General features: G+C 55.2%; 13 protein-coding genes and 1 other RNA gene. 4 read left to right on the top strand and 10 right to left on the bottom strand.

Annotated elements, in window-relative coordinates; genetic code table 11:
• The first annotated feature begins 17 nt into the window (after positions 1-17).
• The 3 genes from A3850_RS11475 (at position 18) to A3850_RS11465 (ending at position 3,211) form a co-directional block, all read left to right on the top strand.
• Positions 18-344, top strand: coding sequence for a TraR/DksA family transcriptional regulator (locus tag A3850_RS11475; protein WP_068216634.1), 327 nt, complete (start codon positions 18-20; stop codon positions 342-344).
• Between the two features lie 166 nt (positions 345-510).
• Positions 511-887, top strand: a transfer-messenger RNA (tmRNA) gene (gene ssrA / locus A3850_RS11470).
• A gap of 200 nt (positions 888-1,087) precedes the next feature.
• Positions 1,088-3,211: a HAMP domain-containing sensor histidine kinase gene (locus A3850_RS11465; RefSeq protein ID WP_231915312.1), complete on the top strand. Its 2,124-nt coding sequence runs from the start codon at positions 1,088-1,090 to the stop codon at positions 3,209-3,211.
• Positions 3,212-3,274: 63 nt separating this feature from the next.
• On the opposite strand, the gene A3850_RS20195 is transcribed toward A3850_RS11465, so the two are convergent.
• Entirely contained in the window at positions 3,275-4,015 is a 741-nt protein-coding gene (locus tag A3850_RS20195) for a LytTR family DNA-binding domain-containing protein (protein ID WP_068216629.1), read from the bottom strand.
• Positions 4,016-4,240: 225 nt separating this feature from the next.
• Here A3850_RS20195 and A3850_RS11455 point away from each other — a divergent pair, with 225 nt between their 5' ends.
• A complete protein-coding gene (locus tag A3850_RS11455; protein ID WP_068216627.1) occupies positions 4,241-6,211 on the top strand; it encodes a phosphatidylinositol-specific phospholipase C domain-containing protein in 1,971 nt (656 codons plus the stop codon).
• A 470-nt stretch (positions 6,212-6,681) separates the two neighbouring features.
• Here A3850_RS11455 and A3850_RS11450 read toward each other — a convergent pair whose 3' ends face one another.
• The 9 genes from A3850_RS11450 to recQ form a co-directional block, all read right to left on the bottom strand.
• Positions 6,682-7,308 carry a fumarylacetoacetate hydrolase family protein gene (locus tag A3850_RS11450; protein WP_068216625.1) on the bottom strand — a complete coding sequence of 209 codons (627 nt, stop codon included), beginning with the start codon at positions 7,306-7,308 and terminating at the stop codon, positions 6,682-6,684.
• 276 nt (positions 7,309-7,584) lie between these two features.
• Positions 7,585-8,163 (bottom strand): hypothetical protein, encoded by a 579-nt coding sequence (locus A3850_RS11445; RefSeq protein ID WP_068216623.1) that lies wholly within the window; start codon positions 8,161-8,163, stop codon positions 7,585-7,587.
• 156 nt (positions 8,164-8,319) lie between these two features.
• Positions 8,320-9,291 (bottom strand): phosphoribosylaminoimidazolesuccinocarboxamide synthase, encoded by a 972-nt coding sequence (locus A3850_RS11440; protein WP_068216621.1) that lies wholly within the window; start codon positions 9,289-9,291, stop codon positions 8,320-8,322.
• A 141-nt stretch (positions 9,292-9,432) separates the two neighbouring features.
• Entirely contained in the window at positions 9,433-9,819 is a 387-nt protein-coding gene (gene hpf / locus A3850_RS11435; RefSeq protein WP_068216619.1) for a ribosome hibernation-promoting factor, HPF/YfiA family, read from the bottom strand.
• A 215-nt stretch (positions 9,820-10,034) separates the two neighbouring features.
• Positions 10,035-13,160 carry an AAA family ATPase gene (locus tag A3850_RS11430; protein ID WP_068216617.1) on the bottom strand — a complete coding sequence of 1,042 codons (3,126 nt, stop codon included), beginning with the start codon at positions 13,158-13,160 and terminating at the stop codon, positions 10,035-10,037.
• Positions 13,161-13,162: 2 nt separating this feature from the next.
• A complete protein-coding gene (locus tag A3850_RS11425; protein ID WP_068216615.1) occupies positions 13,163-14,437 on the bottom strand; it encodes an exonuclease SbcCD subunit D C-terminal domain-containing protein in 1,275 nt (424 codons plus the stop codon).
• A 67-nt stretch (positions 14,438-14,504) separates the two neighbouring features.
• Positions 14,505-15,122: a DUF421 domain-containing protein gene (locus A3850_RS11420; protein ID WP_068216613.1), complete on the bottom strand. Its 618-nt coding sequence runs from the start codon at positions 15,120-15,122 to the stop codon at positions 14,505-14,507.
• A gap of 69 nt (positions 15,123-15,191) precedes the next feature.
• The gene (locus tag A3850_RS11415) at positions 15,192-15,614 is read right to left on the bottom strand and encodes a gamma-glutamylcyclotransferase (RefSeq protein ID WP_068216611.1); all 423 of its coding nucleotides are present in this window, start codon (positions 15,612-15,614) and stop codon (positions 15,192-15,194) included.
• 5 nt (positions 15,615-15,619) lie between these two features.
• Positions 15,620-17,926: a DNA helicase RecQ gene (gene recQ, locus A3850_RS11410; protein ID WP_197494040.1), complete on the bottom strand. Its 2,307-nt coding sequence runs from the start codon at positions 17,924-17,926 to the stop codon at positions 15,620-15,622.
• Between the last annotated feature and the right edge of the window lie 178 nt (positions 17,927-18,104).

The raw sequence follows: 18,104 nt of genomic DNA, 5'->3' as shown, positions 1-18,104 counted from the left end.
GGTTTATCTTCGGAGTTATGATTGACAGGACACAATTTGGCGAGCAGTTACGGGAGATCATTGCCGCCACCGAACAGAAGATCGCGGGGTACGAAGCGGCAGCGGCGCCCGTCACTCCGGATGACAGCATTGGCCGGGTTTCGCGGATGGACGCGATCAATAATAAAGCCGTCGTAGAAGCAGCCTTGCGGACGGCAAAACGCAAGTTGCAGCGCCTGAAGGCCATGGAAGCCAATCTGGATGATCCGAACCTGGGCTTGTTCAAACGTTGCGGCCGGCCGATCCCGATGGGGCGGGTGCTGGCGATGCCGGAGAGCCCGTTTTGTGTGCGGTGTAGCAGTTAGTCTGTAGTCTACAGTCTGTAGTCTGTAGTACGTGCCACTATAGACTATAGACTACAGACTCTTCCCTTCCATTCGTGCCAGATAATTTCTTAACTATGAAACCTCCCCTCAAGTGAAAACGTTTACCTCCCGAAGGTCCGCAATTTACCCACCGCGGAGCCCTAACGGGGGCGTACCGGAATCGACAGGGAAGTAAGCTTTGTAGTAAGCACGCCGGAGCATGATTGGTTACTCCGTAAAAAATAACGATTGAACTCTAGTTGGCACTCCCAGCTACGCTATGGCAGCCTAATCCTTCGGGATAAAGTTTCCTAGCTTCCATAGGCCGCATGGTTGAGGCTCCATACACATCACGCCGCCTTCACCTCTTGGAGATCGCCCGCCGCCCTAGTCTGAGCGGTAGGTTAAATAAAGGACTTAAGGCCTGGGATCAGAGGGTGACCAATCTTTCCCCGGGCTCGAAAATCTAACTGGCCACTAAGCGTGTAGAAAGCTGCCTTGCGCTTTCGCTGGACGCGAGTTCGAATCTCGCCGCCTCCACTTCATGCACTCCACGCGAGTGATCATCTTCTTCGGCTTCGGCCGAAACCCCACGGCCGGCGATCTTCGGATCCCCGGCCTAGCCTCGGACCAACCCGCCTACGGTCCGGGGCGTTTTTTTGCCCGGTGACCATATGTTTTTACGTGTTATCACTGATTCATTTCAGGATGCGGTATCTTGTAGAGGTATGAAAACGCACTTGTTGAAACCACACCTCCCGGGTTTAGTCCTGGCTCTGTTCGTCGTTCCCTACGCACTTACGGGGCAAATGAGTTCCGACTCCCTACTCGCCATCCTCAATGGAATCGTAGATGATCGCGATAAAGCTGCCCAACTCAATACTTGGTTGCTAGGAGAGGCTTACACTGCCTTTGATAACGCCGTCCCGCTGTACGCTGCCAGGCGCAATATTGCCGTAGCCTCCGGCAACTTTAGCCAGGATGCAGAGGCCACCATCGACCTCATTAATGCCGCCAATGGCACCGGGCAGTTTGCCCTGGCCGATTCTCTTTCCTTTGCCTACGCCGACCGGGCGAAAGAAACCACTGACCCCATCCTTCGCGTGCGACTATACCACGAGGCAGGCAAAGCTGCTTTTTTCAACCAGCTTTACGACCGGGGAATTCACTTCGACACGACGGCGCTGGACGCCATTGAAAAAATAAGAGATCCATCGATACAGGATTCACTGACAATCGCAGTGCTGAATTACCTGGGTAAATCCTATAACGCTACCGGAGAATTTGTGCCGGCCGCCACCACCCTGGCGCGGGGCATCGATCTTCTTTCCTCCTCCCGGCCGGCAGCGCCATTACTCCTGGAAATGTATACTGAACTGGGGATCGTGTATAGCCAGATTGGTCTGTACGACCGTGCAGTTGATTATTTCAACCGCTCCACCGGCCCAAACGCTTCCGCTGCAGACGTGGGTGGCAACCATATTAACATCGCCCGAAACCTCATTTTGGCCGGGCAGTACGAAGCAGCCCGTGATCGGTACCAGCGTATATTTTCGCTTCCATTTTTAGATAGCCAGCGTGGGTACTATTACTGTTACGCCTACAATGGGCTGGTGGAGGTTTACCACCACCTGGAGCAGCCGGATTCCCTTAACCACTACTTTGAGGTGTATAGCGGATTGATGTCCGAAAATCCGGACCTGGAGCAAACGTCCGGCTTTCTATTCCAACAGTCGCGGTTTCTACACTTGCTGAATAATGGTCGTTTCCCCGAAGCGGAAACCCTGGGGCAAGAACTTTACCGCGGCGCCATCGAAAAACGGGACCCGGCCGAACAACTTCAGTACACGGAGTTCTTCGCCACGCTTTACCGTATCCAGGGCAAGTACCGGGAGGCAGAAAGGTACACCCGGGATCTAATGGTCCGGAAGGACAGCATCCAATCCGCCAACCGTAGCAACGCCTTGCTGTTGTATTACAACCAGTTCGAGACGGCCGAAAAGGAGAAAGAGATCATCCGCCTGGGCGCCGAACGTGAACGGGCAACGGCGAGTCGGCGGCTCTTTCAGACCGCCGCGGGTTTTCTCACGCTACTTTTACTGACGGGCGGCTTCTTTTTCTTTAAGCTGAGGTCCGCAAGGCGCAAGCTGGCTGGTCAAAACTTGGAGCTGAATCAGTTAAACGCCACGAAAGATCGGTTTTTTGGCATTATTGCCCACGATTTGCGCAACCCGATCGTCGCCCTGTCCAGCGCTAATTTTCAGGTAAATAGACTGTACGAGCGGGGCCAGACCGAGCGCGTCAAGGCGGTGGTGGGTCAGATTAGCCAAACCACGCGTCAGCTCAACGGGCTACTCAATAACCTCTTGCAGTGGGCAATCAGTTCTTCCGGCGGCATCCAGTTAAAGCGTACCTCGCTTTCTCTGACGGAGGTTATCGAGGAGAATTTTGACCTTTACGCGGCGGCCGCCGAAGCTAAGGGGATCGATCTCATCAACAACACCCCCGGAGATGCCTTTTTACTCGCCGACCGCGAAGCCCTGCAGACCATTCTGCGAAACCTGATCGGTAATGCCATCAAGTTCACCCCCGGTGGGGATGGTGCCGAGATCAAGGTCAATTTAGCCACTACCAGCCACGAAAACGTGATTACCGTTACCGACAGTGGCCCGGGACTGACTGCTGAGCAACGCACCCAACTATTCAAACTTCACCGAGGCGACGGGCCAGCCGGCCGCCGTAACGCGGGTACGGGTCTCGGCCTGATCCTCTGCAAGGAGCTGGCGGAGCTTCACGGCGGGCGCATCGAGGTAGCCAGCGAACCAGGAGTGGGTGCTCAATTCAGCGTAGTATTACCCAAAATCTAGGCCAAAAGGGCGCTGCCGCAGGTGCAGTGGAAGTTGGATTTGCCAACGTATTGGATACCTCATTTACTTACTGACGCGCCTCAAAAACTCTTCCCGTTCCCGCTTGGCGAGGGGGATGCGTCGGCCGCCCCGTAGAACGATTTCACTGTCCCGCAGATCGACGGAGTCGATGTAGCCCTCATTGACGAGGTGACCACGGTGAGTTTTGAGGAACTGGTCAGCAGGTAGTCGATCCATTAGTTCCCGAAAGGTGATGCGCATCAGGTAGCGGCCAGCGGCGGTATGGATCTCACAGTAACGCCCGTCGGCGGATGCGGAGGTGATGTCCCCAATGTCAATTTTACGAAGTTTGTCCCCTGACTTTACGTAGAGGGATTGCCCTTCCATTGTATTTCCTATCGAACCATCAGCTGGCCGAGCATCTCTACCGGTTGCATTAGTGGAAACGCTGGCTACGGCCAGTTGGATGGCCCGCTTCACCTGGAGCTCGTCAAAAGGTTTAAGCAGGAAGTTGGCCGGGCCGATCCGGCTCGCCCGCCGGAAAGTCTGTTCGTCCTGCCTTGCAGTAATGAAGATGACCGGGCAGGGGTGAGCCTTTTGAATGAGCTCGGCCGTTTCCACGCCATCATAGTCTCCGGCAATATTAATGTCCATCAGTACCAGATCTGGAGGGGAGTTGCTCACCATTTGAAGCGCCGCGGGAGCATTGTCTACGCATCCCCCGACGGTATGCCCCAGGTCCTCGATGAGGATCTCCAGGTGGCTGGCGTACAGCGCTTCGTCTTCTACTATCAGGATGTTCATGGCTATGGTTGGTCACCAAAGATAGTGGTCGGGGTTCCAAACTTTCCCCTTTCATCCCCTACCCCGCACCCGCGTCAGCGCCCTCATCCGCCCGTTCGTGACGTTGTAGTTCCCGCTCATGCACACGGGCCCTTTTACCCCTTGCTTACGCCGATACCTTGCATTCAAGAAAAGGGGAGACGATGGTCGTCTTCCGCACACACAACAAACAAAACCGTACGAATCATGAGGTATTTTATCATCACCCTGCTCTTTGCCCTTTGTGGCCAGTTGAGCGCCCAGCAATACGCCAGCATTGAGAACCGGTGGCAGAAAGACGGCAAAACAACCTACGTCATCCACGTCCAGGAGCCAACGCCCGCAGCCGGCCACGTTGAAGCCGGTTGGTGGTCCAAAGACTGGATCGTGGAAGACACCGGAGACGGCTACGTCCGCTTCAAAAACCGCTGGCGGGGAACTTACCTGGATCAGCGCCAGGACGTCGGGCCGGTCGCATTACAAGCTGCCAGCCCGGGCGAGTGGTCCGCCCAGTGGAAATTGGAACCCGCCGGAGGTGGTTACTACCGCATCAAAAATCGGTGGCGCAATACCTATCTCCACATCCAGAATGCCGGCCTCGAAACCGGCCCGGTCGAGAAAGGCTGGTTTAGCGCTATGTGGAAGGTAAATGGTTACCAACCCGCTGGGCCAAAACCCAGCATTAAGCCAGACGAACCCACCGTTGACGCCGCAGCCCCCGCTGCCTCTTGGCTCTACGCCAACCGGGGCCTGCTGGGCAACAAAAAGCTGAACCGGATCGTCCTACCCGGCACCCACGATTCAGGCACCCATAACCTGAGTAGCACCTGGAACCGTAATACGGACGATGCCTTTGCCCCGGATACGGACGATCGAAAACGCGGTCTTTCATTTCTTGGCGAAGGCTACGATAAATGGGCAAAAGCTCAGGAGCGCAGCATCTATCAACAACTGAATGATGGTATTCGCTACATCGACTTACGGATCTGTATCGACAAGAGCGACAGGATCAAAACCTGCCACGGGCTGTATGGTGCTTCATTGAACGAAGTCATCAACGACGTTGTGAAGTTCTCCAACCAGAACCCCAATGAACCCGTAATTATTGACTTCAAACGGTTTTACGATTGGAAGGAGAAAACCCGGAATGGCAAAGAAAATGACGCTGCCTACCAGGGAATACGCCAGAGCAAACTCGACGAGATTGCCGGGTTGCTCCAAAAGACCATTGCACCCCGAATGGCACCGAATACGCTTACTCCAGAGTCAACTCTGAACGATCTGATTAAATCGAAGCGCCCCATCATCGTCCTGTGGAATATGCCGCCAGTAGGGAATTTCCAAAGCATCTACCTATGGCCCCGCTCCCGGATGGAAAGCATTTACAAATCCGGTGAAATTCGCGGCGAGAAATACAATTACATGGTAGGCCGCATCAACGAACTGCAGGGCACCAAAAACTTCATCAGCTTAGAAGCGCAGATCACCCCGAGTGAAGAGCTTTACAAAAACGCTTACGACTTTACCGGCAACTTCCCCTTTGGCCTCGAAGCACTGGCGAAGGAGACCAACCCGGTAGTCTTAAGCTACCTGGCCAATGAGTGGAAAGGGGTCCGCCACAACATCGTCCAGGTCGATTTCTACAACCAGTCTGGTCTCATAGCGCTCTGTAAGCAAATGAACGGCGTGGTGACCGCGGCCCCGCAGGGCGTTTCAAAAGTCGACCGGGAAAAATCCACCTGGGGCAAATGGAAGTTAGGCGCCGGCCAGCTCTTCACTACCTCCGCCAATGAATACCGCGTAGAAGTGGATGCTTGCCACGGCGACCTCACGGGAACGGGATCGGGAAATACGATCACCGTCGCTTTCTATGCGGGCTCCGAACACGTAATGACCAAAAGCATCACCGGCCCCGGAAGCCAGTGCGGCCCCTTCCTGAAGGACAACAGCTGGTCGGTGCAGTCCACGAAAAACATCACCCACATCATCATGAAGACGAACGGAGGGGATGGCTATTTCATCGATCAGGTCCAAATCTTTAAAGGTGGAGATCTCGTAAAACACGAAGGCCGCGATGGCGGCGGAGGCTGGTGCCTCAGTGCGGATGCCAGCGATGGACAGGGCGATTGGAAGAATTACGTATCCGGCTGTAGCAATACGCTTCGGTTTAATCTGTAAAGCGTAATTGATAGAATAAGCACACCGTCATTTTTTCAGGGAGGCCCGGTATTTCCGGCGCTTCCCTGATTTTTTTGTCAACCGTTATCGGTGGTTGTACTTGCGATATAAGGTTGTAGAAGTCGTTGCTTAAGTCCTTCACGCTCCTCCTGGAAAATTAAAGGTTAGGTGCCATTTGACGTTTAGGAACTGAGCAACGCTCAATATGGGGGGAACCTAAAATGTGGGGACTTCAGAAAGTGAGTAAACGAATACGTGGGGAACGAATACGTGGGGAACGGATACGTGGGAAACGCATTCGTGGGAAACGCATTCGTGGAAAACGAAAACGTGGAAAACGGATACGTGGAAAAACGAAAACGTGCGTAAACGAAAACGTGGGGAACGGAAACGTGGGGAAGCATGAGCTTCGCTGCTGCTGGCGCGGTCCCACGCTACAATAGACGCCCCTCAGGGACTGGTATTACCAACTACTTAACCCGCGTCCTAAACATCTCCACCTCCCCATTCGCTAGCGATAGGTAACCGACCAGCTCATCGCCCGTAGCAATCGGCCCTACCCCCTCGGGTGTACCGGTGAAGAGTAAGTCGCCCTTCTGCAAGCGGAAGAATTGGCTGACGTAGCAGATGAGTTTTGTGACGTCGAAGATCATGTTACGGGAATGCCCGTGTTGGACCTCCTCACCATTTTTTTCGAGGCGGAATTCAATATCGTCGATGTCCGCGAACTGGTCGGGGGCATAAAACTCGGCGCCAAGGGGTGCGGAATTGTCGAAGCCCTTGGCAATTTCCCAGGGGTGGCCTTTGGCCTTGAGCTCGTTCTGGAGATCCCGTGCCGTCAGATCCAAACCGAGGCCGATACCACCGACGTAGTCCTTGGCGAATTGAGGCTGTACGTGGCGGCCATTCTTCGCGATTTTGATGACCAGTTCCGTTTCGAAGTGGATGTCCTGGGAGTATTCCGGGTAGTAGAACGGTTTGTTATTGGGCAGAATAGCCGTCGGTGGCTTCATGAACACCATTGGTTTGGAGGGGGCCTTGTTGCCTAACTCCGCAGCGTGGGCGGCGTAGTTTCTTCCGATGCAGAATATTTTCATGGGGAGGGGTTATCTGGGTGATCAGTAAAGGGTATGGAGGTACGATTTCCGTTCGGGGTTGCACGGGTATGGAGCCCCGACCTCCGGTCGGGGTTTCTGTAATTGAAGGTGACAACTGCAGACTTATGAACCGTAGATCAAGACTACAATGTAAAATTTGTTGTCGGGAACTGGCATAATTAATCTTCATGACATTACCCGACCGGAGGTCGGGCCTCTAGAACAACAGAGGCTGCGAAGATGGCCAAAATCGGAAATGATACTATGCCGCGACGGTCAGGTCAGCTCCACCTCCGGCCCCAAGTGACTAAACACCCGCGTAAACTCAATCTCCGGCGTCCTTTGGCTAATGGTTTCCAAAAAGTAGGGACTAAAACTATCCCTTCGCAGAAACTTACTGACCGAGCGAAACTCCCGCGTAGGCACCGTGGCACGGATGATATCTCCCGACACCGTCAGAATGGCCAGCTCTCCGTGGTAAACCGTTTTCTGCAGGTGCCCGTACCGCTGATTGGTCCCACTCCGGTAAATGGTGTAGATGCGGTGAGCGAGCAGTTCAATTCTTTCGATCCGCTCAAAAGCCAGGCCCCGGGCGGCGAGCCGATTACCACAATTGCAGCGCAGGACTAAGCCATCGTTGACCTCCTCCAAACTAAGGAAGGCGGACTCACTAACGAGGTTTCGGGATAGAGAAGTAAAGGCCTGTAAGCCCGAGTTGTAGATCACGCGTGGAGATCCCGCCCCGCCGTTCCGGAGGGATTGGGTGAAGGAGAGGGCACCACCAAGCTTGCGCAGTTCCCGGGGTGGGATGCTTCCGTCCGGGCGAGCGGACAGGGGAATAAAATCGGTATTCATTTTGAGTATCAGTAGGTCCCGGATGGCCTCAATAGCCAGACTCGGAACGCGGGGTGTCAGAACAGTAATTGGGATGGCAAACCCTTTCGGATAGCCGCACTAAAACAACGTCATTAAATCCAAATTAGGTAAGGGCAAAAGTGTTGTAACGGAAAATTATTTGCCCTCCGCTACTTTCCAAGCCGTGTTGACCAAATTTTCGCGTATCCGCCCGGTGATATCGTCCGTCGGTGCCGGCTCGAATTGCTTTCCGGTGATCTTCTCGTAGAGCTCGGTGTATCGCTGCGTGACAAGGGACAAGAAATCGTCCGGCATTTCCGGCATGGCTTGGCCCTCCAATCCCTGGAAGCCATTTTCCATTAGCCACTCGCGGACGAATTCTTTTGAAAGTTGCTTCTGGCGTTCACCCTTGGCCTGGCGCTCGGCGTAACCTTCTGCATAGAAGTAGCGGCTGGAGTCGGGGGTGTGGATCTCGTCGATGAGGTAGACTTCGCCGTCGAGGATACCGAATTCGTATTTGGTATCTACCAGAATGAGGCCCCGTTCGGCGGCCATGGCAGTGCCCCGGGCGAAAAGGCGGCGGGTGTAGTCGGCCAGTTTGTCCCAGAGTTCTTTGGTGAGGATACCACGTTCGAGGAGTTCTTCCCGGCTGATGTCCTCATCGTGCCCTTCTTCCGCTTTCGTCGCCGGCGTCAGGATGGGTTCGGCGAATTGATCGTTTTCCCGCATTCCGGCGGGCATTTCCAATCCACACAGCACCCGCGGCAGCGCCTCCTGCTCGGCTTTTTTGTAAGTACGCCAGGCGTGGCCAACGAGGTAGCCGCGGATGACCATCTCTACGGGAATGGCATCGCACGCTTTACCAATGGCAACGTTAGGATCGGGGGAAAGCTCTAGCCAATTGGGACAGATGTCACGCGTAGCTTCCAAAAAGTGGATGGCCGTCTGGTTAAGGATCTGGCCCTTGTGGGGAATGGCGCGGGGTAGCACGTGGTCGAACGCAGAAATGCGATCGCTAGCCACCATTAATAATTCTCCGCCGCGGCGATATACATCCCGGACTTTTCCCCGGTAAAATTCAGCGGATGGGTCGAAGGTGAAGTTGGTTTCGCGGAGGGCCTGGGGCATGGCAATTGAGGTTTGTGGCAAAAATAAACTTTGCTACGTTGGGATAGGTAGGTGCTCCTCCGGATAAGTTTTTAGTCTGTAGTCTATAGTCTGTAGTAGGGCGTTGCGCACTACAGACTACAGACTATAGACTGAAGACTACTAAAGCTGCTCTTCGGAGACCGCAATATTCTCATCCGTCTCATTCTGGACGGGCATCACGGCGTCTTCCTGGGTTATGGGGGTAGTGACGTGGTGGTCCTGCTCCTTCTCCTTGTGCTTTTTGATCTGGCGGCGCAGCGCTTCGGCTACATCAGCGATGGCGCGTTTGATGCTCTGGTCGGTGTGTTCCGCCACGAGGTCGTTACCGGGGATGGCGAGGCGGACGGTCACTTTGTAGCCATTGGCGGTGTTGCCGTCGTCATCCTTGATGTGGACGTCGGCGCGCTCGATGCGGTCGTAGTAGGTTTCGAGTTTATTGAGTTTTTCGTTGATGACCTCAACGGTGCTGTCAAGAAGATCAGAAGACTGATGAATGGTAATTTGCATGTAACGTGCACGTTTAATGATGAAAAATAAGGCAATGGTCGCGGGGTAGGCGCGCTGCCATTACCGCTGGGTTTACTGCTCACAGTTTGGGGTTATCGCCCCGGAGCATAGACAATATAAGGTCTATCACTGGAACCAGCCGGGCGCTCTTATCGTTCGGCGGGGCAGCTTATTTTTAGGCGTGCGGATATTGTGCGTTCGGCCTTCTTTTTGGACTACCCGACAAAATTCACGGTACTGAAACCCTCCCCGATCGGGTCCACCACGATGCGGCAGGGGATACGTTCCTTAAGCGACTGGACGTGGGAAATGAGGCCGATCGTCTTGCCCTGTGCCTGCAACCCTTCCAGTGTTGTCATGGCCTGGTCGAGGGAAGTACCATCTAGCGTGCCGAAGCCTTCGTCGATGAACAATGATTGAATGAGGGATTTTCCACTCGCCAGATCGGAAAGCCCCAGCGCCAGAGCAAGGCTGATGAGAAAGCTCTCCCCTCCGGATAATGTGGCCATCGAGCGGGCATTATCATCCTGGTACTGATCGACGATGATCATGTTCAGATTCTCGTCCTTACCCCGGCCGGGGGCTTCGTACTCCATCCGGTAGCGAGGATTGATCTGCTCCAGGTGGCGGTTCCCGATTTCGATAAGCCGCTGCAGGGTAATGGCCTGGGCAAAACCCCGAAAGCGTTTACCGCTGGCGGACCCAATGAGTTCGTCTAGCCGGCCCCACCGCGACTTTTCGGCCAGGAGCTTTTCGAGTACTTCGCGGCCGGCGGCGATGGCTTCGATCCGCTTATCGTCCTGTCTTAGTTGCTCATTAAGGGCGCCACTCGTCTGGTTGGCCGTGGAGATGGATGCGACCAATTCCTCCTTCCTTGCCTGCAGTAGGTGTTGTTCCGGCAAATCTTCCACCAATGCGTGCTGCGCGCTGATTTGCTCCTGCGTTTTCTTCCTCTCGTTGATGACGAGTTCGCGCTTACGCTCAAGTTGAAGCATCTCCTCCCGTAAGCGCTGCTCTTCCTGGTAGTCCATGAGCTGACCGCGCGCTTGGTCTTCGGTTACCTCTGCTTTAGTCAACGCTAGTTGTAGCTGGCTTTCCGTAGCTGCGAGCTGGGAAGATCGATCTTGTTGCAGGGATTGTAATTCACCTAGCTGGTCTTTCGCAGACTGAAGCGCCGCCGCTGCCTTGATGGTTTCGGATTCCGCTTTGTTAGCGGCCGCGGTTAGTTCGCGCTCCCGATTGGCCGTGAGTTGGCGGCAGTGGTTCGAGGTAAACTCCCCCCCCAGCAGTTCGTGGATTGACCGTTGCAGGGAATCTTTTTCCTGAGCAATTTCTTGCCGCCCCGTCTGTAGGGCAGTAGCGCGTTTTTCCAATTCTGGCAGCTGAGCCTTCAGGATTTTCAGTCGCGATTCAAGCTCCCGCAACTGGGGAAGGCTTTTCCGTAAGCGTTGGGCCTTCACCTGTGCTCGTTCGTGTTCTTGTACTCGCCCATTCGCAGCGTTAAGTGCAGCGACGGTAGCAGCCACATCGAGGTACTCCTTCCCCTCAGGTCGGGATAGCTTTTTCAGTTCCACCTTCTTGGCTGCCATCTTATCCCGCTCGGTCGTGAGGCTGGTCGTGGTGTGGTTAAGTTGTGTGGTCAGCTTGGCTTCTTCCTTCTCCAGTTCGCTAATGGTGCTGCGCGTGGCAGCTTCGGACCGTTCCACTTCCCGAAGTTGGTTCTCGTTCACCTCCTCCAGGTTACTCAGCATGGCGTGGTCGGTGGCTCCGCAAACGGGGCAAGGGGCACCGTCCATCAAGGCAGCACGGTGATCGCGCAGACTAAACTGTAAACGGAAAGCTTTGGCTACCATAATCCGCTCTTCCAATTCCTTTCGCGACTGACTAAGCTTTTCCTGGCTGCTGGCTAGCTTTTGCCGCAACTGCTCCGCCTGGCCAGTGAGAACCTCAGCCCGTTGGCCCCGCGTCCGCAGGTCGTCTTCCAATCGGCCGATTTCTAACCATTGCTGTAGGGTGGTCGCTTCCTTGCGCGCTTGCTGGATAGCAATCTCCAACTCGCTAATCTGTATTTCGATTTGGGTAGCCGTCTTTCCACCAAGTTGTTCGGTGAGAATAGCTAACTCCTTCTCATACGATAACTTATCTTGATTGGCTTTGGAACTATTTTCGGCAATTTCTTTGGCTGATTTGACGAGCAGACCATCTCGGACTTCAAGCTCAGCTACTTTCTTTTCGAGCGCGGCGGCATTGTCACAGGCCTGGTTGCGGGCGGGTAAGGCCGCGGTAAATTTGGTCATCGCCTCCCTGGAGGTCTGCTGCTGCTTAGTGCGCTGCTCGAGTACTTGCGCCAGTTCTTTCTCGCTCGCCTGCGCAGCCTTCAGTTTCGCTAATCCATCAGCTATCGCTCGTCTCAGTCTCGTTACATCCGTCAGGTCCTGGCGGAGGTGGGCTACAGCCACGGCCTGGGCTAAGCGATTCCGTTGGGGTGCCCGGTCAATCCACTCATCTTCCATGGCCGCCTGTTGGGCCTTTTGGTCGTTGGCTTCTCGCTGGAGGCGTTCCAATTCTCGGTAGAGCAACAGCTGAGCATCCAGGTCTGCCACCTGCTTACTCAAGCGGCCGAGCTCGAGTTGCAATTCTTCGTGGTGGCTCTCGAGGGCCTTTCTTTCCTCGGCCGGCAGAGGTGGGTTGGCACTTAGGCTTTTCTCCTGGTCTTCGTAAGCCAGTCGGGCCTGTTTGTGGCGTTCGAAGGCCGCAATACTGAGTTCTTTGTAGATATCCGTCCCGGTGATTTTTTCCAGGATCTCTCCCTTTTCCGTGGCGGAAGACTTCAGGAATCGAGCGAATTCTCCCTGTGTCAGCATGGCCGAGCGGACGAAGCGGTCGTAGTCCAGGCCCACAATTTCTTCGGTCTTGTCCTTAACGGCCCTGATGCCTTCGGCGATGATCTTGTCCTCCCCCACCCCGTCGGGTGATAGTTGGTCAATTCGTCGTTTGTTGCCCTGCAGTTTACCGGTCGGTTTTTTGTGGGCGCGCGCCTGCGTCCAAGTACTGCGGTAGCGGCCGGTGGCGGTTTCGTATTCGATGGAGGCTTCGCATTCGGCCGTCCCGTAACTCATCACCGTGGTGTTTTCCGGGTTGGTATCACGGTCCTTTAAGTTGCGTTCGGTCTGTCCGTACAGCGCCAGCGTGATGGCATCCAGAATGGTTGTCTTGCCAGCGCCAGTGGGACCGACGATGGCGTACAGTTGGTGGTTCGCTAGCGGGGCCTTCGTGAAATCAATCACGTGCTCGCCAATGAGCGAGTTCAGGTTCAGGATGCGGACGCGGAGGATTCTCATACTTAATCGTTGTCTTGGTCCTGTTTCCAGTTGATGAGGTCACGGAAGTCCGTAAGGACCTCCGTCGCCACTTCTTCGCTGAGTTCTTCGGCGGCGCAGAGGAGTTGGAATACGTCCACCGGTGAAAGCTCGTCCAATTGCTTGGTTTGTTGGGGCGCTGCCGCGGGTGCGGGGGAAAGACGTTCCTGGGACCGGCGTAAAAACTTGATCGGTTCCCGTACGGGTTCCGGAGCGGCTACCTCCAGAACGGTAGCCGCTAACTGCTCGGGGAGGTCGTGGATCCGGTCATCGGTCAGGACGCGAACCTCCGCCCAGGGTGTCAGGATATCCTCTCCCTCCCGATTGAGGTGTTCCGCTACCGCAGCGCGCAGTTTGGCCTTCACAACGTCGAGCGTACCGTGGAGCCGGTACAACTTTCTGGCGGTGGGGACGGGGATCTTGCGGCTGGACACCGGCTCGCCGGCCTTCCCTATATCAACGATGCGGACGCTACGGTCGCTCATTCCCTCCACGAAAGTGAGGGGGACGAGGCTGCCGCAGTACCGGATGTTATCCTGCCCGTTCACGCTCTGAGCACGGTGGACGTGGCCTAGGGCGACGTAGTCAAAACAGTTCGGAAAATTACCCGCGTCGATGTTGTTCTCATCGGCCTGATAGATGTGGCTTTTCTTGTCTTCGGAATCCGTCGCCCCCCCGACGAACAGGTGGCCGGTAGCCAGGATGGGTACCGTATTGGCTGAACGGGTGGCGACGGCGGCAGCCCCAATTTCCGTAAAGTGGTCCTGAATTCCCTGTTTGATGCCGGTCATCCGCTCGTCGGGGGATTCCCCGAATTTGGCGGACCGGACGTCGCGTTCCCGGAGGAAGGGGACGGCGGCCACGATGAGCTCTTCCTCCTCACCCTCGCGGTTGGTCCTGATGGTTACCACCTGACTTTGCACCTGCGACCGCGCCGCACCGACCACGTGAAGATTGAGCTCCTGCAATACTTCGCGGGGAGCATCCAGCATACTGGGAGAGTCGTGGTTTCCGCCAACGACGATGGCCGCGGCTACGTCGGTAGCGAGCAGGCGCGAAAGAAACTGGTAATAAAGTTGGCGGGCTTGGTTGGAAGGGTTGGAGACGTCGAAGACATCTCCCGCAACAATCACGACGTCGATTGCTTCCCGTTCGATGAGGCCTTCCAACCACTGAAGAGCGGCGGCGTGCTCGGGCGTCCGGTCGTGGTTGTACAGCCGGTGGCCGAGGTGCCAGTCGGCGGTGTGTAAAATGCGCAAAGGGGAGGATTGATTGGTGGCTACTAATGCGTTAGCAAGATGCGAAAAACACTAGCGTCCACCAAGACTAATCTGCAAATTGCGTCCTTTTTTCTTCCTCTTCTTTGGACGACATATCATCTTCCTCACCTCGCTGCTCAAGGTCCTCCCTCAGCCCCTCGGGTAATCCGTCTACGTCAGACAAAGAAAAACCTTCGTAGTCATCACCTTTAGACATGGGAATGATGCTCATCTTAGCATTGGTCTCTAGGACGACGGCGTAGATTGACTTAACACTTTTATAGCCTTTGTCACGTACGGCTGCGTAGACTTCGCCCCGAACGATGCGTTGCTCCCGCATAACGTCGTTCAAAAATTCTCCTTCGAAAAGTAATAGTTGCGGGGATGCTTTTAGCACTTTTTTGACGGCCTTAGACCGTTGAATTGCCAGCGTAATCAGGTACTGCAAGAGTAGGAGCAGGACAATTGCAAATGCGCCCTCCAGAAAATTCGTCCGGTTCAAAACTACGGTGGAAGCAAAAACACTACCGATAGCTACCGTGATTATCCAGTCAAAATTATTCATCGAAGATGTCGACCGGTTACCCGTGAAACGGATAGCGGCAACAACGACGGTGTATAAAATTGGTACGGTAATCAGTACCTGAACCATATTTTGGATATCAGGACGCAGGAACTCAAACATACTCAAGCAACGCGGGCCTGGAAATGTATGTTCCTACGTCTAATGCTTGTTAAAAGTTAAATTTGGTAGTTAAACCCCGTTCACGAACTCTTGGTGGGCTATACTGCTAACGTAAAATTTAGCGTAATCGCCCGACACGATCCTTGCTGCCTGGGAAGGAAGAGATCGTGAAACGTAGGTGTCCGCTTCAACAGTTGTTCCGTTGGCCAAGGTGCACTTCACTCCGGTCCGAACGTATTCATCCTCCGCCTCTCCGGCTACTCCTTCGTAGGCATCGAGCATTTCGATGGTCTGTTGCTGGCGTTTTTCTTCCAGCAGGTATAGTTCTCCGGTAACCTTGCCTCCCCCAATTTGAAAGCCAGGGTACCTCCCCAAATCGTACAGGCGGCCACTGACGGTGGCCTCACCAACCAACGTCGCCCGCCGGCGCAAGAATTTACTCATGGAAGAGGGGACGGAAGACAGCAGGGTGCCGTAAACGAAGAGGTACATGATGGTCAATTTTGGGTGGCCCGCTCGGCCAGTGCATCTACAATGCGTACGGCGTCGTAACCGATCGTTCCGTTGCCGTATTTATCATTCAGCCACGCCACGATAGGACCGGTTCCTTCGGCTTCAGGATTGGCGGTGCGCGCCTCGCGGATACGGTCTTCGGCGAAGGGGGGCAGCAAGGATTCGATGTCCACTTCCTCCCCGGCCAGGTAACAACGGACCAGGTGGGTCACGATCGTACCCTTCGTCATTTCCCGGCGGGCGGCGATGTCCGCGGGCGTCTCCCCGCTACGAAAAGCTTGAAGGCTGTAGATGTGGGAAGGCGTGCTACCGATACGCTCCTTATCCCGCAAACGAGCGGCGCGCTTCGCGGCTTTGGCGGGGTCTTCGGGGGTGTCGTCCGTTGGTTTTGTAGAACTGCTTGAAGTGGAAGCGGACTTTCCCGAAAAATCCATCGTTGCCTGAGACTGCGGCCGGAGGGTACCCTCCGCTTTGGCCTTCGCGTATTCGGGAGAGCCGGCGATGGCGTCGATAAATGCCTGTCCGTAGTTGGTCATCTTAGCTTCCCCTACCCCACTGATGCGGCTCATCTCCATACGGCTGGCCGGGAGGAAAGTAGCCATTTCCTGCAGCGTGGAATCGTGGAAGATGACGTACGGTGGCAATCCTTTTTCGCGAGCAATCTCCTTGCGCAAGGTGCGGAGCCTTTCGAAGAGATCAGCGTTCTCGGCGGTGATGACACCTCCGCGCTGGCGTTTGGGTGCGTTGGCAGCCTCCTTGGCCCGCCGTTCCTTAATGGTTGTCATCTTGACGAGTTCCACCGCCTCCCCTTCGTAGAGGACGCGCTTGGCGCCGGGGGCCAGTTTCACCTTATTGTAATCCTCGTGGGCAACGTACAGGTAACCCAGGCTAATGAGTTGGTTGAAATACTGCGCCCAGTCGAAGGAGGTGACGTCCCGACCGGCGCCGTAAGTCTTGATCCGGTCGTAGCCATTGTGCTTCAGGTCGGACCGGTTGGAGCCACGAAGGACGTCGATGGTCATATTGATCCCCACGTTCTCCCGCAGGCGCGTCACTGCGGAGAGCGCCTTTTGGGCGAGGACCGTTCCGTCGAATCGCTCGGGTGGGTTGGCACAGATGTCACAGTTGCCACAGTCTTCGGAGTGGTCTTCGCTGAAATAGTTCAGCAGGATCCGCCGGCGGCAGGCGAGGCTGTCGGCGTACTCCTTCATGCGGTCCAGTTTGGCCAACTGGAGTTCACTATTCTGGTTGCCGCCCAGCATGTCCTTCAGCGTCATGTAGTCGTTGTAGGAATAGAATAGTAGCGTATCGGCCGGAGCTCCGTCGCGGCCCGCGCGGCCGATTTCCTGGTAGTAATTTTCCAAATTCTTGGGCAGCGAATAGTGGATTACCCACCGGACGTTCGACTTATCGATCCCCATTCCAAAGGCAACGGTGGCACAGATTATGAGGGTGCGGTCGTTGATAAAATCCGACTGTACGTCCGCCCGCTTTTGGGGGCTCAGCCCGGCGTGGTAGGCTTCTGCGTTGTAGCCGGCTTCCCGTAGCTTCTCGGCGAGATTCTCCGTTTGTTTGCGGCTGAGGCAGTAGACGATTCCCGCCGTATCCGGGCGGTGGCGAAGAAATTGAACGATCTGTTGCCGCCGCTGCTTCCCCGGTCGGACGGCCAGCGAGAGGTTAGGCCGGTTAAAGCTGGCGATGTGCTGCTCAGCGTTAGGGATGCCTAATTGCTCGGCCATGTCCCGTCGCGTTAGGCGATCCGCTGTCGCCGTAAGGGCCAGGATCGGCACTTCGGGGAAGGAGGCCTTGATACTTTTCAGTTGGGTGTACTCTGGCCGAAAATCGTGGCCCCAGGCGGAAATACAGTGGGCTTCGTCAATGGCAAACAGACAAACCTTGCGCCGCTTGAGGAACTGGAAAAAGCCGGGGGACAGCAATTTCTCCGGGCTGACGTAAAGCAGGTGCAATTCCCCGTTTTCGTAGGCGACTTCCACCCCGTGGGCGTCGGCGCTCGATTGGCTGGAGTTGAGGTAAGCGGCGCGAATGCCAACGGCCGTAAGGCCATCCACCTGGTCCTTCATCAAGGAGATGAGCGGACTGACGACCACTACCGTACCGTTCATCGTAACGGCGGGGATCTGGAAGCAGATCGACTTCCCTCCACCCGTTGGCATGAGGACGATCCCGTCCTCACCTTGGTACACCTTGTTGATGATGTCCAACTGCAAGGGCCGGAAACCATCGTATCCAAAATATTTCTTGAGGGCGGTTCTGGCGAGTTCGGGTGTCATAAAACGTAGTTCTGCTGCTAAAGCACAAATATGCTAAAATTAGCGCAAAAAACTACGGAATGTTTTACGTTTTTCAAATTTCCAACGCGGTGCCTTCGGATCACTCTACTATTCCAAGTTAAAAGTCAGCTGCAGACGCATTTAGCCAAGGATCAGATTTCACCGTTCGTAAACTTCC

The sequence above is a fragment of the Lewinella sp. 4G2 genome (assembly GCF_001625015.1).
In the GTDB taxonomy this organism is placed as follows: Bacteria; Bacteroidota; Bacteroidia; order Chitinophagales; family Saprospiraceae; genus Neolewinella.
Note: the sequence above shows the minus strand (reverse complement) of the source record. Positions and strands in the feature narration are given on the sequence as shown.

Excerpts from the sequence above, each read along its gene's own strand:
- A3850_RS20195 (WP_068216629.1), bottom strand. The coding sequence starts at position 4,015 with ATGAACATCCTGATAGTAGAAGACGAAGCGCTGTACGCCAGCCACCTG.
- recQ (WP_197494040.1), bottom strand. The coding sequence starts at position 17,926 with ATGACACCCGAACTCGCCAGAACCGCCCTCAAGAAATATTTTGGATAC.
- A3850_RS11445 (WP_068216623.1), bottom strand. The coding sequence starts at position 8,163 with ATGAATACCGATTTTATTCCCCTGTCCGCTCGCCCGGACGGAAGCATC.
- A3850_RS11475 (WP_068216634.1), top strand. The coding sequence starts at position 18 with ATGATTGACAGGACACAATTTGGCGAGCAGTTACGGGAGATCATTGCC.
- A3850_RS11455 (WP_068216627.1), top strand. The coding sequence starts at position 4,241 with ATGAGGTATTTTATCATCACCCTGCTCTTTGCCCTTTGTGGCCAGTTG.
- A3850_RS11420 (WP_068216613.1), bottom strand. The coding sequence starts at position 15,122 with ATGTTTGAGTTCCTGCGTCCTGATATCCAAAATATGGTTCAGGTACTG.
- A3850_RS11415 (WP_068216611.1), bottom strand. The coding sequence starts at position 15,614 with ATGTACCTCTTCGTTTACGGCACCCTGCTGTCTTCCGTCCCCTCTTCC.
- A3850_RS11450 (WP_068216625.1), bottom strand. The coding sequence starts at position 7,308 with ATGAAAATATTCTGCATCGGAAGAAACTACGCCGCCCACGCTGCGGAG.
- A3850_RS11440 (WP_068216621.1), bottom strand. The coding sequence starts at position 9,291 with ATGCCCCAGGCCCTCCGCGAAACCAACTTCACCTTCGACCCATCCGCT.
- hpf (WP_068216619.1), bottom strand. The coding sequence starts at position 9,819 with ATGCAAATTACCATTCATCAGTCTTCTGATCTTCTTGACAGCACCGTT.
- A3850_RS11430 (WP_068216617.1), bottom strand. The coding sequence starts at position 13,160 with ATGAGAATCCTCCGCGTCCGCATCCTGAACCTGAACTCGCTCATTGGC.